The 15,748-nt window shown below is 70.7% G+C and carries 8 protein-coding genes and 1 pseudogene; 5 read left to right on the forward strand and 4 right to left on the reverse strand.

The features are described from left to right. Positions 1–98: 98 nt before the first annotated feature. The 4 genes and pseudogenes from ACWD3C_RS27755 to ACWD3C_RS27770 form a co-directional block, all read right to left on the reverse strand. Positions 99–2,462: an extracellular solute-binding protein gene (locus ACWD3C_RS27755; protein WP_451148525.1), complete on the reverse strand. Its 2,364-nt coding sequence runs from the start codon at positions 2,460–2,462 to the stop codon at positions 99–101. Beyond that, a complete protein-coding gene (locus ACWD3C_RS27760) occupies positions 2,459–4,036 on the reverse strand; it encodes a VWA domain-containing protein (protein WP_451148527.1) in 1,578 nt (525 codons plus the stop codon). The genes ACWD3C_RS27755 and ACWD3C_RS27760 overlap by 4 nt, the downstream gene beginning before the upstream one ends. Before the next feature lie 68 nt (positions 4,037–4,104). After that, complete coding sequence (locus tag ACWD3C_RS27765) at positions 4,105–6,330, reverse strand: tetratricopeptide repeat protein (protein ID WP_451148529.1); 2,226 nt, start codon at positions 6,328–6,330, stop codon at positions 4,105–4,107. Positions 6,331–7,489: 1,159 nt separating this feature from the next. After that, positions 7,490–8,008: pseudogene (locus tag ACWD3C_RS27770) on the reverse strand (trypsin-like peptidase domain-containing protein); the annotation flags it as partial. A 314-nt stretch (positions 8,009–8,322) separates the two neighbouring features. On the opposite strand from ACWD3C_RS27770, the gene ACWD3C_RS27775 reads away from it, so the two are divergent. The 5 genes from ACWD3C_RS27775 to ACWD3C_RS27795 all read left to right on the forward strand — a co-directional run bounded on the left by ACWD3C_RS27775 (position 8,323) and on the right by ACWD3C_RS27795 (position 15,525). Then, positions 8,323–8,916 (forward strand): ABC transporter permease, encoded by a 594-nt coding sequence (locus tag ACWD3C_RS27775; RefSeq protein WP_451148531.1) that lies wholly within the window; start codon positions 8,323–8,325, stop codon positions 8,914–8,916. A 520-nt stretch (positions 8,917–9,436) separates the two neighbouring features. Continuing rightward, entirely contained in the window at positions 9,437–10,525 is a 1,089-nt protein-coding gene (locus tag ACWD3C_RS27780) for a DNA polymerase III subunit beta family protein (RefSeq protein ID WP_451148533.1), read from the forward strand. Positions 10,526–10,862: 337 nt separating this feature from the next. After that, positions 10,863–11,312 (forward strand): hypothetical protein, encoded by a 450-nt coding sequence (locus tag ACWD3C_RS27785; RefSeq protein WP_451148535.1) that lies wholly within the window; start codon positions 10,863–10,865, stop codon positions 11,310–11,312. A 273-nt stretch (positions 11,313–11,585) separates the two neighbouring features. Next, entirely contained in the window at positions 11,586–13,763 is a 2,178-nt protein-coding gene (locus ACWD3C_RS27790; RefSeq protein WP_451148537.1) for a SpoIIE family protein phosphatase, read from the forward strand. Between the two features lie 340 nt (positions 13,764–14,103). Continuing rightward, positions 14,104–15,525 carry an ATP-binding protein gene (locus tag ACWD3C_RS27795; RefSeq protein ID WP_451148539.1) on the forward strand — a complete coding sequence of 474 codons (1,422 nt, stop codon included), beginning with the start codon at positions 14,104–14,106 and terminating at the stop codon, positions 15,523–15,525. Positions 15,526–15,748 lie beyond the last annotated feature (223 nt).

The following is a 15,748-nucleotide window of genomic DNA, read 5'->3' on the forward strand; positions in this document are numbered from 1 at the left end:
GCTGAGCGGCCGGGGTCCTCGGCATGCCCTGGTCCCGTATCGCTGCACCTTTTGCTCTGCACTTGTTGGACCAGCCGAAGCGAGGGCTCTGATCCAGGTCAGCCGCAGACCGAGGGCAGCCACGTTCCGTTCGCGTCGGCCACCCGGGTGCGCACCTGTTCCAGCCGTTTGAGCAAGGTGTCGAGTTCACCGGACGGGGAGAGATACGTGTCGGGGGAGGACATGAACGCCAGAACCGCGTGGTGGAAGGCGTCCCGCATGGGCGGGGGCATGGCGTCGGAGGCATCCAGACACCGGGTCCCGGTGCCGCGGAGCGTGGCGGCGATCCGGCTGGTCACCTGGTCGGCGGCATAGGTGCTGGGCGGGACCTCGCGATTGGCGGACAGCGGACGCGGCAGGTCATCGGGGGTACTGGCGGCCCACTCCTGCTGTGCCGGGGCAGAGGCGAGAAAGCGCATCAGCTCCTCCGCTTGTGCGGTGGCTCGGAACATCCCGGCGAAGTCCGCCGACACCTCCCATGCGGTCTGGTCGGTCCGGTCGGCCTCCTCGCCGGTGAGGAAACGGGCGGAGGGCAGGTAGTCGCCCCGGGGCGCCGACGCCCTGCCCTCCGGCCGCTCGTACAGGCCGCGGATGAAGGACCCCTGGTGGTCCAGCGCACAGCTGGGAGGCTGCGCGAAGAGGCCCCGGGAGGCCGTCTCGAAGTCGGTGGTGAGGGCTTCGGCGAAGGCCTCGGAGCCCTCACCGGTGAGGATCCGTCCCCAGGCTCGCCAGGCCTCCTCTACCTCGTCGGAGGTCCAGCTGCCAGGCTTGCCGGTGGCCCATTCCGCATAGACGCGGGGGCCCGACCGCTGCAGCAGAATGTCCTCGATCCAGTCGGTTCCGGGCCACCCGGAGGTGGCGTCGTTTCCCATGCCCAAGCACCATGCGTCACCGTCGTCGGCGAGCCGGGTCAGTCGGCCCTGCCGCGACGCGGGGTAGCGCTGGGCGTCGTACCAGACGGTGCTCTTGAGGTCGGCCTTGACCGGGACCCAGTAGACGTTGTTCTCGCCGTTCTCGCCGTTCTCGCCGTTCTCGCCGTTCTCGCCGTTCCCGCCGGTGAGCTCCAGCCGGGGGATCCACGGTTCGCCGTACTCGGCACGCCGCTCGCTGCCGATCACGGAGCCCAGCGGCAGCAGATCACCGCGCGCCGCGTACTCGGCGAGTTCGCCGGGGCTCGGCAGGATCGCGACATCGGGCGGGGTGCCCGCCTGCACTCCGGCCTGGAGCACCTCGCGCTGCGCGGTGGTGCCCTGGTACTCGACACGGATGCCGGTGCGCTCGGTGAAGGTGTCCAGGACCTCACGGAAGACCTTCTCCTCGTCCCCGGTCCAGGAGGCCAGGACGGAGACGCTGCCCGGCGTGGCGGTGGTACGGACCGCGCCGACGACGACGGCGCCGAGAACGACGCCCAGGACCAGCACGAGAACGCTGAACGCGTGCGGGCGCCTCATCGCGACTCGTACCTGTACTCGGCGACACGCGGCTGGAGCCCCCGTACGATCAGGGCGGCGAGCAGCAGCCCGAGAACCGGGGTCCAGCCGGCCAGACCAGCCCGCCAACCGGTGTTCCGCATCTGTGTGCCGACCTCCTCGGCCGTACGCTTGACGGTGCCGCCGACGGCCACCACCTCGGTCCGCGACGAGTCCGCCCGCTGCCAGGCGCTGACGGTCCGGGCGAGATGCTCCCGGCTGCGGTCCATGTCGGACTGGGTTTGCACGGTGAACACGGTCAGCGGCACCACCACGAGCGGTACGAGGGTGGGCGCTCAGCAGCCAAGGGTTGACGCGCCGCCGGAAGCGGCGCCGCACGAAGCGCTGGGTCTCGATGAGCAGCCCGGCCAGCGCGAGGAAGAGCACTCCGGTCACGATCCAGCCCAGCCGGAGCGGCCAGTCGAACGCCGTCTGCCGGTCCAGCGTCCGGCGCTGCTCGGCCTGCAGCGCATCGAGCCGGGCGAGGATGCCGCTGTCCGGGCGGGTCAGCATGCGGTCGGCGTAGTAGAGGTAGGCGGTGCGCAGCCGGGAGTCCGCCTGCGACCGTCCGGCCTGCTCGATCCAGCCGGTGTAGGAGGTGATCAGCCCGACGACGGTCTGCAGGGCCCGTCGCCCCGACTCGCCCGCCACGTTGCTCTGAGCCGCCCGGGCCAGGCTGTTGTTGGCCACCGCGAGCTGGGTGCGGTACGCGGTGCCGGCGCCGACCAGCTCCCCCTGCTCGGTGCGCAGGCTGTCCCGGGCGGCGCTGTTGGCCAGCACCAGCGCGGTCTGGGCCGCGGTCACATCGAGCACGGCGGAGGCGGTGTCGGTACGCAGCGGCGCCGAGCTGCGGTGTACCCCCGCGTATGCCATGACCAAGGCGCTGACGGCTGTGACGGTGAGCGCCAGCAGCGCCGTCAGGCGGAGTGTCAGGGAGCGCCGGGTGCCGCTCATCGGGTCCCGCCCTCTGCGGCGCCGTCGCCCTGCCCGTCGGGCTCTGCCACGGGCCGCCCGCATCTGATGCAGAAGCTCGCGTCCGGGGGCAGCAGCACGTCGCAGTCCGGATTCGGGCAGGAGCGCAGTTGGGCCGGTGCGTGGGACGGGGGTGCCTCGGGTCCCGGGGGAGAATCGAACCGCTCGGGCGGTGTGCCGGTCCGCGGACCGGGCGGGGGCGAAGGGTCGGCCTTGGGCCGGGGCTCGGAGTCCAGGTCGGGTGTGATGGTGGTGTGGCTGCCCACCAGCAGCAACCGCCCCATCCGGACCCCGTCGACCGGCTTTCTGAGGCGCACCAGGCCCGCCGCCGGGTCGGTGATGTCGAGCAGGTCCGCCAGCCGACGCGACATCGTCTGGTCGCCCAGCTGATGGGCGAGCCGGACGGCGTCGGAGAGCCGGACCTCGGTGGTGGCGAGATCGCCGCCTTCGTAGGCGTCATAAGCCTGGGAGATCGCCTGGCCCAGCTTGGTGTAGAGGGTGACGTGCGTCAGGGCGGGGTGCAGTTCGGTGGACGGCCTGGAGTCCTCGGTCCAGTGGACCAGGACGGGGACCGGGTCGGGCGGTGGGACAGCCGCTGATTCGACGAGCACCTGGACGTAGCCGAGCTGGAGATCCTCGTAGCGCGGCGCGCCGTCGGGGTCGGCGTTCAGACAGATCTGGTATTGGCGAGTCTCGTTGCCCCAGGCACTGGTCGGAAACTCCACCGTCCGTACGCTCGCCTGCCGGCCGGTGTCGGTGAGGTCGAGCTCGGTGGGGAACATCTGCTTGAAGAACCGGATACCGCTGCTGGGCAGGAAGCTCACCCGAATCCGAAGATCGGGAACGGCCCGTCCCATGGAGGCACGTACCATCGCCTCGAACTCGGCGGTCAGATCCGAGTCCTTCAGCACCGCGTCCGCGGTGCCGTGCAGCCGGGTGACGATCCGGGTCAGCTCCCGGGCGTCCCAGTCCTGGCCGATGCCCCTGGCGTCGCAGGTGTAGAGCCCCTCGCCGCGGGCGAGTTCGTCTTCCAGGACCCGCGGCAGGCCGTTGTGCTGGCCATCCGTCAGCATGATGGCGTGCCGGATCTGCGCGGAGCAGTCCTCCAGCAGTCGGCGGGTCAGGACGAGCCAGGCACCCATATCGGTGCCGCCGCTCGCATGCAGATGGCGGGCACGGCCGATGGCCTCGGCACGGGTGCGGGCATCGGCCACCGCCAGGGCCCGCCCGGGCGGATAGACCTTCTGGGCCCCGTCGGTGCCCTGGACGATCCCGAACAGGGTGCCGTCGCGCAGCGCGCTCACGGCCGCGACCGTCGCCTCGCGGGCCGCTCGCATCTTCGTCGTGGGATGGCTCATCGAACTCGAGCAGTCGACGACGATGACCTCCGCGGCCATCGGCCCCGCAGTGGGCGCGGCAGCGTCGAGCCCCTGCGTGCGGACGGTGAGAACGGCGTGCTTCCCGTCCCCGGCGGATCCGATCGACAGCTCCTTGTCCTGGCTCGCGGTCAGGGTAATGGCAGGGCCGGAGTGCGGACCGTCCGGTGTCTCAGCCATCGGCTCTCCTCACGCCGTTCGGGGCGCCGTCGCGGCGGCACCGCGAGGGTTGCTCAGCGTCAGCGGGGTTATCTCAGCGTCAGCGGTCGTACCTGGTTGGCGCGGTCGATCAGCGCCCCGTGCTCGTCCCGGTTGGAGGCCTGCCGGGCGAGGTCCCGGAACGACCGTTCCAGCAGCTCCCTGAGTCGCGTCTCGTCCAACGGGCTGCCGAGCAGCCACCCGCCGTCGAGACCGGCCACAGGCTCGGCGGTGCCCACCCAGTGCAGGGCGGACTCTCTGATCTCGGCGGCCAGCCGAACGCGTTCCTCGCCGTCCGGCCGGCCACCGTCCAGCCTCAGTTTCGGGAATTCGTCCAGCGTCCGGCGGACGTCCTCGGCGGAGGGCGGCCGGTCCGCGAGCCAGCCCGCGCTGATCCGGACGGCGGCGAGCCGGGCGGCGTCGCGGTACGGCGAGACGTCCGGTACCAGGCTGAGGACCTGGACGGCGTCGGCGCGGTTCTGCCGGGCGAGGTGGATGCGGGACAGGCCGAAGGCGGCGCTGCCCTCGGAGTGGTCGCGCTGCCATACCGCCTGGTAGAAGCGTTCGGCGAGGGCCATGTCGCCGCGCCGCTCGGCGCAGTAGGCCAGGGCGAGTTTGGGCGCGGGCTCGCCCGGCAGCGCACTGTAGACGGCGTCGAACCAGTCCGCCGCGCGGGTCCTGTCGTCCGGTTCGGGTCCCAGCGCCTTGTGCACAGGGCTCTCCCCGTCCTGCGGGTCCCCGTGGGCGAGCAGCAGCAGGCCGCAGCGCCAGGCGATCCGCCAGTCGTACCGGGCCCGGGCCGCGTCGCTCAGCAGTTGGTACGCGCGTCGGAGTGATTCCGTGGCCGCGTCCAGTGCGCCGCGTGCCAAGGACGCGTCGTGGTTCTGCAGCTCCCGTGCGGCGGCCGGGGCGTCGGTGTGCGGGACCGGTACCGGCAGGCAGGCCGCCACCTGGGCGGGGGACGGCAGACCGGGGTCCAGTGGCGGTGGGCCGTCGGCGGGGCGCAGCCAGTGCCGCAATGGGGGGACGGATCCCAGGCCCGCGTCGAGCAGGGTCGCGTTCGGGGAGAAGACAGCGGACTGCGCGATCTGCTGCTCGCCGGTGGAAAGGGCGCGGATCTCCCGCAGTACGCCCCGCAGTTGCAGCGACATCTCGGCGGCGGTAGAGAAGCGGGCCTGCTGGTGGGGCGAGACCGACCGCTTGATCAGCCGTTCGAAGGATTCCGCGCCGGGGCTGCGAACGGCGGCGGCCATCAACTGCTCAAGCGTCCTGCCCACGGTGTACAGATCGGAAAGTACCGAGAACCCGGAGACCAGCTCCTCCCGTGGCAGATAGCGCTCGGTGGTGACCTGGGGGGACTCGTGGTCGTCGATCCGCCGTACCGCCCCCAGGTCGATGATCTTGATCCGGCCTCCGTGGTGTATCACGTTGTCCGGCTTCATGTCGCAGTAGAGCAGTCCCCGGCCGTGCAGATACTCCAGAGCGTCGAGGATCCGGCAGCCGTAGGCGGCCACATGGTCCAGTCGCAGCCGTCCGCCGAGCACCTGCCGCTGCGCCTCGTGGCTGAGCAGTTCGCTGAGCGAGCGGCCGACCACGAACTCCATCACGATGTAGCCGGTCGCCTTCCAGGTGACGAAGTTGATGATGCGGACGATGTCGGGATGGTCCAGGGCGACCAGGAAGCGGCGCTCCGCCTCGGCGACGCTCAACGCGGTGGAGTCATTGGCGTTGATCAGCCCCTTGAGCGCGACGTAGTGGCCTTCGAGCTGGGTGTCGCGGGCCAGATAGATCCAGCCGAGGCCGCCGTGTGCCACGCAGCCGACCACCTCGTACTGCTCGCCCAGCAGTTCGCCGGGGCGGAGCTGCGGTACGAACGAGTAAGGGTGTCCGCAGCTGTGGCAGTAGCCGGTGGGCTCGGCGGGCTGGCCGCCGTATCCGACGCCGACTGTGGCCGGACAGTCGTCCTTGCCGCAGATCCGGCCGCCTCTGGGCGGCTTGGGATCCGGGACGACCAGATCGGACGGGTCCGGCACGGCGACGGTCGGCAGGGAGATCAGGCCGTCACCGGTGGCTGAGGCGGCCGAGGAGTACGCGGAGTTCGGGGCGGCCGGGACCGGCGGGGTGACCGGGACCGGCGGGGTGACCGGGACGGCCACGGGCGTGCCCGGCGCCACGGCCTGGGCGGGGCGGCCGGAAGCCGGACGGTGGCCGCACTCGTCGCAGAAGCCGGTGGGGGCGATGTTGCCCCGGCAGCCGGGGCGGTCGCAGGCTGTCACCGGGGGCCTCCCGGGTTTCCGGCCGGGCCGGCCGCAGCCGCACGGCGGCCAGAAAGCGCTCGACGGCCTGCTCGGCGGCGGGCAGATCGCAGGGTGCCCGCCACAGCAGGTCATGCGCCCGGCGGTAGTGACCGGCCAGCTCGATGTCCTCGGCGGCGCCCGAGTCACGCAACGCCGTCCGGGAGGCCTCCAACCGTCCGCGCAGCACATCCCGGCGGGCGAGTGCCGTGTCCAGCCGGGTGATCGCCCGGTCGATACGGGAGCGTGCCTTGGCGACATCCTTCAGGTGTCTGCCGAGATCACGCTCAAGCCTCGTCGGACCGGTCGGGGAGCCGCTCGGCTGCCGGGCGGAGATGTGCTCCTGCAGGACGAGCACCCGGGCCACGGCGCGTTCGGCCTGCTCCTCTTCGGCCGCGATCCGGGGCAGCCGGTCGGCCAGCTGCCGCCCCCGGTCAGCGGCCTCGGCGAGCCGGCGGGTGAGCAGCCCCAGCCGGTAGCGGAAGGTCAGCTCCGCCCCGACCTCGCGCAGTCTCTCCTCGTCCGCCGTGTGGAAGACCAGCAGCAGCCGGCTGCCCCGCTCGGCGAGGAGTTCCAGCAGTTCCAGCAGCCCTGGGGGGTCGGGTGCCCGGTCCACGCCGTCCACCACGATGGTGAGCGGCAACATGCTCTCCCGGATGGGTTCCATGAAGGAGCGGCCTGGCCGGGTGCGCAGCCCCATCCGCTCGCAGACCCGCTGGGCGACCTCCGCCGTGGTGCGGCGGGTGACGTCGACGGCGAGATCGAGCGAGCCGACCGCCGGAACGGTGCCGGGCGGAGCCCCGGACATCGAGGTGTCCCCGTCGCCCGGGGACAGCTCCCGGTCGGCAAGCGTGACGGCCCGCCGCAGGGCCGCCGTCCGGGCACTGTCTCCGGGTGCGACACGGCAGGTCTCCACCGGTTCGGCCTCACCGCCCTCGAACCAGCGGGCCAGCCGCTCGGCGAAGGACACGTCTCCGATCCGGTCCACGGCCCGCGAAACGAACGTGTCGTCCACGGCCGATTCACCGGGCACCCACTCGTGGACCCGGGGCAGATGCCGCATCACCGTCTCAGTGGGGATCATGAAGGACAGCCGCAGACCGTCCCGGTCGGTGTACCGGCTGGCCACGATGCCGATGACATGACCGGTCAGCTCATCGGTGACCGCCGCGCCACTGAAGCCGGGACGGACGACCTCGCCCGGCTCCTCCGGGAACATCTGCACCCGTCCGTCCCGCCCGCATCGCCCCGCCAGCCGTGCCCGGAACCACACCCCGTGGTCGAGGCCCGCCGGGAAGCCGTACATATGGACCGCGCGGTGCCAGGTCGGCGGCAGCCGGTGGAGAACGGCCGAGTCGGCCTGCTGCGGGCGCTCCAGCCGCAGCAGCGCCACATCACCGCTCGGGTCACCCCGGTCTCCGCTCTCCGGAATCCATGCCCGGTGGTCCGCCCGTGCGGGAACCGACGCGGCTCCTGGCATTCCCACGAAGTCCACCAGGACCGGCGGGCCGACCGGGACGACATGGGCACAGGTGAGGACCGCATCCAGGCCCAGCAGCACTCCGGCCCCCAGGATCTCCCCGTCATCGCGCCGGATACGTACACGCCAACCCTCATGCACCGTACGGGAATTGACGAGACCTCTGTTCTCCTCCCCCATACCACTGCAGGATACAGACGTCCTACGCGGCCCCCTAGACTTCTGCCTGTCAATAGTCTGTGCGGATAGGGGGCACGACGGGCGAGGCGGCTGACAGGTTCGTGGGGTTCGCGGACGTGGCCCGCCAGGTTCGGCGCGAACGGGAGCTGTCCCGTCTGGACGGTGAGGAGTCTCGTACCTCGCAGTCAATGCCAAGCTCGTCTTCGAGGGGGACGGTCCCGCGGCGGTCCTGCTGCTCGGCCTGGCCGTGGCGTCCTTCCTCGGGCTCGTCAACGGCGCGCTCGCAGGCCCGGCCGGGCCTGCCCCCCTTCATCGTGACGCTGGGTGCGCTGACCGTCATCTACGCCGTGGGCAGGCACTACTCCGACTCCCGCAACTATCCGGTGACCAACGATCCGCTGGTCTTCCGGGGGAACGGCGTCGGCCTCGGCGGCGTCCTCGTCACCTGGGGGACGTTCCTGCTCGTGGGGCTGTACGCGTTCTTCTGGTACGTGCTCACCAGGACGGCCTGGGGCCGGCACATCTACGCCGTCGGCAACGCACCCGAGTCCGCCCGCCTGACCGGCATCAACGTGCGGCGCACAGTCCTGTCGGTCTACGTCACCGCCGGTCTCCTCTACGGCATCGCCGCCTGGCAGGCCCTCGGCCGCATCCCCAACGCCGATCCCAACTCCTACCGGATGGCCGATCTGGAAAGCATCACCGCGGTCGTCATCGGCGCGACCAGCCTCTTCGGCGGCCGGGGCAGCGTCGCCGGAACCCTCATCGGAACGCTCATCGTCACCGTGCTCCGCTCCGGCCTCACCCAGGCGGGCATCGACAGCCTCTACCAGGACGTAGCGACCGGGACCCTCGTCGTCGTCGCGGTTGGCGTCGACAAGGTCCTTCACAGCGGCAGCACACGCTGACACCGACGCGCGACCACTGACCGACCAGCGACAGAGCACTCTCATCGCACCGGGAGACGCCCACCTTGGAACCAGCGGTAGCCGGTATCAGTTCTGGTCCCATTCGCCCCCGTCCAGCGGCGTCCACCAGCCCCTCCACCTACTGCTTCGCCGCTGCCCTCCCTCCGGCTCGCCTACCTCTCCTCTGCGACACCCTGCGCACCAGCCCCGAACTCGCCGACGAGACCGTACACATCGTCAGCGCCTTCCAGATGGCGGACTTCCCCCCACCACGTCGTCGGCTCGCTCTGACACATCGACGACATGATCGGAGCCCACGTCCCCCAGGACGTGTATCTGTGGGCATGCTCGGTGCACGCGGGCCCCAAGAACCCCGGGAGCCCGGACACGTGTCCGGAAGCGGCTGGCACCCTCCCGCCGGGACCCGCGGGCTGTTCGGTGTTCTCAGCGTTCGCGCCGACCGGCTGAGGTTGACCCTCGACCTGGTGGAGGGCCCAGAGTTCTGGGTGTGGAGAGCGAGATGCGCAGCATTGGTGAGATGGCCCGGGACAGCGGACTGAGCGTGAGCGCCCTGCGGTTCTACGACCGTGCCGGCGTGCTGGTCCCTGCCTGGGTGGACCCGGTGAGTGGCTACCGCTGGTACGGCCCCGAGCAGCTTGAAGAGGCCCAGCTGCTGGCCCGGTTGCGCCGAGCCGGTATGCCGTTGGCGGACATTCGGCTGGTGCTGGCCGGCTGGTCCAGTGCGGACACCGACCTGGTGCGGAAGCTGCTTCAGGCGCATCTGCGCCGTCTTGAACTGGGGCTGTCCGATGCCCGCAGTGAGTTCTCCACGGTCCGAGCACTACTCGAACGCAGGGGGAATCCCATGACTTCGCTCCGCACCGCCGCCATCCGGCTGGCTGTCTCCGCACCCGAGCTGGCCGCCGCGTTGGACGCGGTCCGTTTCGCCGCCAGTACCGACCCGGAGCTGCCGATGCTCGGCGGTGTCCTGTTCGACATCGAGGGCGAGGCACTCCATGTCGTGGCCACCGACCGGTACCGGATGGCTGTCGCACAAGCCGGTACCGCCGAGCACGGCGGACCCCGTGTACAGGTCATCGTGCCTGTCCCGCTCGCCGACGCGATGCGGGCGTTGCTGAGTGGCGAGGAACCCGTCGAGCTCGCTGTGGACGGTGACCGCGTGACCCTGGAGACCGGGGACCGGGGCCGTCAGGCGGCCGGCCAGTGCCTCGATCACGACTTCCCTGATTACCGTCGCCTCGTCCACTTGCCGGCCGGGCGCCGCGCCCTCGTCGATGTGCCGGCTTTCCGGGAAGCGGTGAAGACCGGTCCTGTCCGCGCAAGCGAGGCGGGCAAGCCGGACGACGTGTCCTGCGACCTCAGCGTGCTCAAGGTGACGGACGACGGCAAGGTGACCATCTGCGAGGACGGTGACGACGACCAGAACCACGTCGCCGTCAACCGCGAGTTCCTGCTGCACGCGCTCGCCGCCGGAGCCCGAGACCAGCTGATCCTGGAGTTCGGCGCCCCTACCGCGCCCTTGGCGATCCGCCGGCCCGACACTGAGGACACGTTCTCGATACTGATGCCGGTCCGTCTGGAGAACTAGTCCCCCGGGGCACACGTCCTACCGGCCGCCCACCCCGGCGGGAACCGGGGCGCGGCGCTCGCCCCGAAGCAGCTCCACCGACCTTCGTTGCCGACAGCGGGCAGCCGGGCCGTGTAGTCGTGTGCCGACAGCAACACGTGATGCCGGCTCGTCTCACTACTTAGCCTGTTCGGCAACACGGATACGGGGTGCAGGCCACATGTGAGACGTGGCACACCACTTCGACACGAACTGAACGGAGGCGAGAGACCTGGACGGCATGTCAAACGCAGGCGCCTCCAGGACGCCCCAGCAGAGCGCGGCCGTAGGTGGCTTGGGGCCTCGTACGTCCGTACTGATGTCGCTGGTGCTTGCGCTGCTGCTGGGCGCGCTGTCGGTGCTGGTGATGCTTCCGGCGGCCCAGCATCTACGCTCCCTCCAGGACGGCGAGCGGGCTCATGCGACGTTGCATACGAGCGGCGCGTGCATGGCGGGCCAATGCCAGGTCAAGTTCGAGGCCGACGGGCGGACCGTGGTGGCGGATCTGCCGGTAGGCAGCGGCGGCGGCAAGAGCTCTGTCGGCGCTCGACTGACCGTCCGATACCAGGCGGACGATCCACAGGTAGTCGCCCGTGAAGAGGATGTCGGAGGCGGCGGGGCAGCTGTGCTGGCGGTGATGTCGGGCGGGTTCGCCCTGCTCTTCCTGGTGATGTCGGTTGTGGCGGCGATCTTCGTGGCGCGGCAGCGGCGCACGGACTCCATGCCTGGCCGGGCACTTCAGGATGGGCAGGGGCACGGCGACGACTAGGACGGCGCCGCATCGCGCCCCACCCGGCAGGCCTGGACCGTCTGCGGCCCCGCACCGCCTCGGCTCCGCCGAGTGCCGCCACGCCCTTTCGAAGCCGCCCCTTGCTCCCCACAGGGTTGCGGGAACTCCGCGCGTCCTCGGCAGCACACGCCGTGACCTCGGCCGGGGCCACCGGAGCGATGGGTTCCGGTAGGGCTTGGAATCGGCTGGGGCGTGGGCGACAGTTGGGGTGGGGGACAGCACGGGGCCGCGACGGGAGCGAGGTGGCCTGTCATGTCCGTACAATCCCACCGCTCGGGGCGGAGCATCGCGCCCACTCTCTCTCCCAGGCAGTGGCACGAGGAGTACATGGACCTCTTCGAGCAGGCCCCGATGATCTTTGCCGCGCTGAGGGGACCGAGGCACATGGTGGAGACCGCCAACTCGGTGTTCTTCGAGGCGGCGGGATACGGCCGCAAGCGGCTCGGGGTGCCGATCGGCGAGCTGATGCCGGAACTCGTCCCGCAGGGTGTGCTGGACCGGCTCGACGAGGTGTACCGCAGGGGGACCGTGCTCCGCGCCCGGAACTGCCGGCTGGTGCTCGGTGAGCCGGGGGCGCAGCGGGAGAGGTTCTTCGACGTCACGTACGAGCCGCGCCATGACGCGGTCGGCGGGATCGACGGGGTGGTGTTGATCGCCATCGACACCACCGCGTATCACGACGCCCAGCTGCTGGTTCTCGAACAGCGTGCGCTGCTGGAGCAGATTGCGCGCGACGCCCCGCTGAAGGAGATCCTCAGCGGCATGGCCAGGTCGATCGAGGAGCTCTCCCCGGCGATGACCGTGTCGGTGCTGCTCGCCGACGCCGACGGCCGACGGCTGCGGCACGGCGCCGCTCCGGGCCTGCCCGATTTCTACAACGAGGCGATCGACGGTACCGAGATCGGCGACGGAGTCGGCTCCTGCGGCACGGCCGCCCACCGGCGCGCACCGGTGATCGTCACCGATATCGCCACCGACCCCCTGTGGAAGGACTACCGCAGGCTGGCGAAGCGGGCCGGGGTCGCGGCGTGCTGGTCCACGCCGATACTCGCCACCGACGGCCGGCTGCTGGGCACGTTCGCGATGTACCACCGCACCCCCATGGCTCCGGTCGAGAGGGACCTGGCGCTGGGTGCGGCCTTCACCCGCATCGCTGCGCTGGCCATCGAACGGCACCAAGCGGTGGCGGCCGGCCGTGCCGCGCAGGTGCGAGAGAAGGAGGCCCGTGAGGACCTGGCCTTCGTGCTGGACACCAGTACCGCCATCGCACGCGAGCAGCACTACGCCGACAGCCTGCGGTGCCTGGCCCGGCTGGCCGTGCCCCGCCTGGCACCGTTGTGTGCCGTCCACGTGCGGGACGGCGGCCGGATCCGGCGGATCGCCGTCGCCGCCGCTCGGGCTGAGGAAGACCTGTTCGCTTCACCGTGCCTGAGCGACGAGATCGACCAGGCGGTCGCCCGGGTGCTGGCTTCCGGCACCACCGAGAGCCGTCGCCCCGGCGCCCGCCCGGACAGGGTGCCCAGCCGTCCGGGCGCGGGCTACGTGTGCGTGCCGCTGGCTGCCCGCGGACACACCTTCGGCGTACTGACCCTGCTGGCCACCGGCCGTGAGCTGGACGGTCACACCGTTGCCCTGGCCCATGAGCTCGCCCGGCGGGCAGCCACCAGTGCCGACAACGCCCGGCAGTTCACCGACCGGGTCCTGCTCGCCCGTGATCTCCAGGCCGGACTGCTGCCTCCGGAGCTGCCCCCGGTGCCGGGCACCACGCTCGCGGCCTCCTACCATCCCGCCGGCGAGGGCCTCGATGTCGGTGGTGACTTCTACGATGTTTTCCCGCTGCCCGGCGACCGCTGGGCGTTCATGATCGGCGACGTGTGCGGGCGGGGCGCGACGGCGGCCACCACCACCGGCACAGTGCGCCACACCGCGCGGGCCGTCGCCCCTCTCCTCCACGACCCGGTGGCGGTGGTGGCTGCCATCAACGATGCTCTGACCGACCATACGGTGGGGCAGGAGGGCTTCGTTTCCCTGGTGTACGGCGAGCTGCGGCACACCACGTCCCATCTGGCTGTGGCCGTGGTGCGGGCCGGCCATGTACCCCCGCTCGTACGACGCGCCGAGGGCAGCGTGGAGCAGTTCGGCCGACCTGGCGTGCTGCTGGGCCTCGGCTGCGATCCCGAGGGGCCCGCCGAACACGTCGACCTGCACCCGGGGGACTCCCTGGTCCTGGTCACCGACGGCATCACCGAGGCCCGCTCCGCGAGCGGTGAGTTCTTCGGCGAGGAACGTCTGGCCGACGCGCTCACCGGGCACAGGAGCACGGCCCCCACCGCCTCTGCCCTGCTGGAGTCGATCACCGCGGCGGTCACCGCGTTCGCGGGCGACACCACCCGCGACGACCAGGCCACGCTGGTCATATCCGCCATGTGACGGTTCCGCCTGATGGGTCTGTCACATGACGGTCCGCCATGTGACGGTCCGCCATACGGCCGGACGGGGCCGGACTGGGCCGGACTAGGCCGGACGGGTGAAGCCGCCGGGTCGTCTGCGCCGGCTCGCACAGGGACCGGGGCCTGTGGTCGGCGCGGAGAAGGGCCCGGGGCCCCGTCGACCGGGTGAGATCTTGACCGTCAGGCCGCGGCCGGGCTCGGTGTGGCAGGCCCGCCACGCCTCACTCGTCCCACGCTCAGTCCACAGGAACGGTACGTGAGGGGATGGTATCGGTAGAGATAGTATCCACAGGGATACCATCCCCTACGGGAGTCTTGCCATGCGTCGTTTCATCGGGCGGGACCGCGAGCTGAACGTGCTCGGCAACGCCTTGCAGGCGGTTCACGAAGCCGTCGGGTCGCCGAAACCAGGTCAGTGCATCCTCATGCGCGGACGGAGACGGGTCGGCAAGTCCAGCCTCGTCGAGGAATTTCTCCGGCGCACCGGGGCGCCGCACCTCTTCTTCACCGCGGCGGGCGGCACGACGGAGGACGAACTGACGGAGTTGCTCGACGCCGTCGCCAGATCCGCCCTCCAGGATCGGGAACTGTTCTCGGAGGAAGCCCCGGAGCAGTGGAACGCGGCATTCAGGCTGCTCGCGGAGATACTTCCCGACGACGTCCCGAGCGTGGTCGTCATCGACGAGGTTCCGTACCTCATGGACCGCATCGACGCCTTCGAGGGCATGCTCCAGCGGGCATGGGACCGCCTGCTCAGCCGCAAACCCGTACTCCTCCTCCTGGTCGGCTCCGACCTGTCGATGATGGAGGCGCTGAACAGCTACGACCGCCCCTTCCATCAGCGGGGCCGGGAAATGGTGGTGGGGCCGCTGAACCCGGCCGACATCGGCGAGATGCTCGATCTTGAGCCCGCGGCCGCCTTCGATGCCGCCCTGATCACGGGCGGTCTCCCGCTGATCTGCGCGGAGTGGCGGCCGGGAGCGGATGTCTGGGAGTTTCTCCGCGACTCGCTGGACAACCCGATCTCGGCGCTACTGGTCTCCGCCGAGCGGTCACTGGCCGCGGAGTTTCCACCGCAGGCAATGAGCAGGGAAGTCCTACGCGCCATCGGAAGCGGGGAGCGAACCTTCACCAACATCGCGCGCGCCGCGGGCGGCATCGCCCACACCACTCTCACCCGAGCCACTGACGTCCTGACCGGGAAACGGGTGGTGGCAGCCGAACTGCCCCTCTCGCTGAGACCGTCCAAGGAACGCCGCTACCGAGTGGCCGACCCTTACCTCCGGTTCTGGCTCGCGTTTCTGGATCCGCACATGGCGGAGATCGAGCGGATGCGGGGAGATCTCACGCTGAGCCGGATCAAGGAGCAGTGGACGAGCTGGCGGGGCCGCGCGATCGAACCCCTCGTCCGGGAATCCCTCGCCCGCCTCCTGCCGAACGGGCTCTTGCCCGCCACCCCGGCGATCGGCGGGTATTGGACCCGCAGCAACGACGTCGAAATCGACTTGGTGGGCGCCGACCGGCAGCCTGTGGCCAAGGAGTTGCTCTTCCTCGGTTCGGTCAAGTGGCTGGAGCACTCCGCGTTCGACAGCCATGACTTGGCCGCGCTGCAGAAGCACCGGGCGGCGGTCACCGACGAGCCGGTACCGCTCGTGGCGATCTCGCGTAACGGGACCAGCTGTTCCGGGCTCCAAGCGACGTACGGCCCCGAAGAACTGCTCAGCGCTTGGCGCAGGGCGTGAGCAGGGGCTGAGTCCCTGTGGTTGCCGTACTGCCTCGCCGAGGGCAACTCGGCTGGTGCGGTGCACGTGGTGGGCCGTGCCGGCCGAACGGGGCTTGACCTGGGCTTGGCCGGTCAAGCCCCGACGCTTGAGATCCTGAAAAGCGGCAGCCTTTTTCGCGAAGGACAGCGGCCGGTGAGCGAGGTCTGCCGGTTCATCGCTGCGGAGAAGGCCGTCTACCCGG

Source organism: Streptomyces sp. NPDC002845 (genome assembly GCF_053591955.1).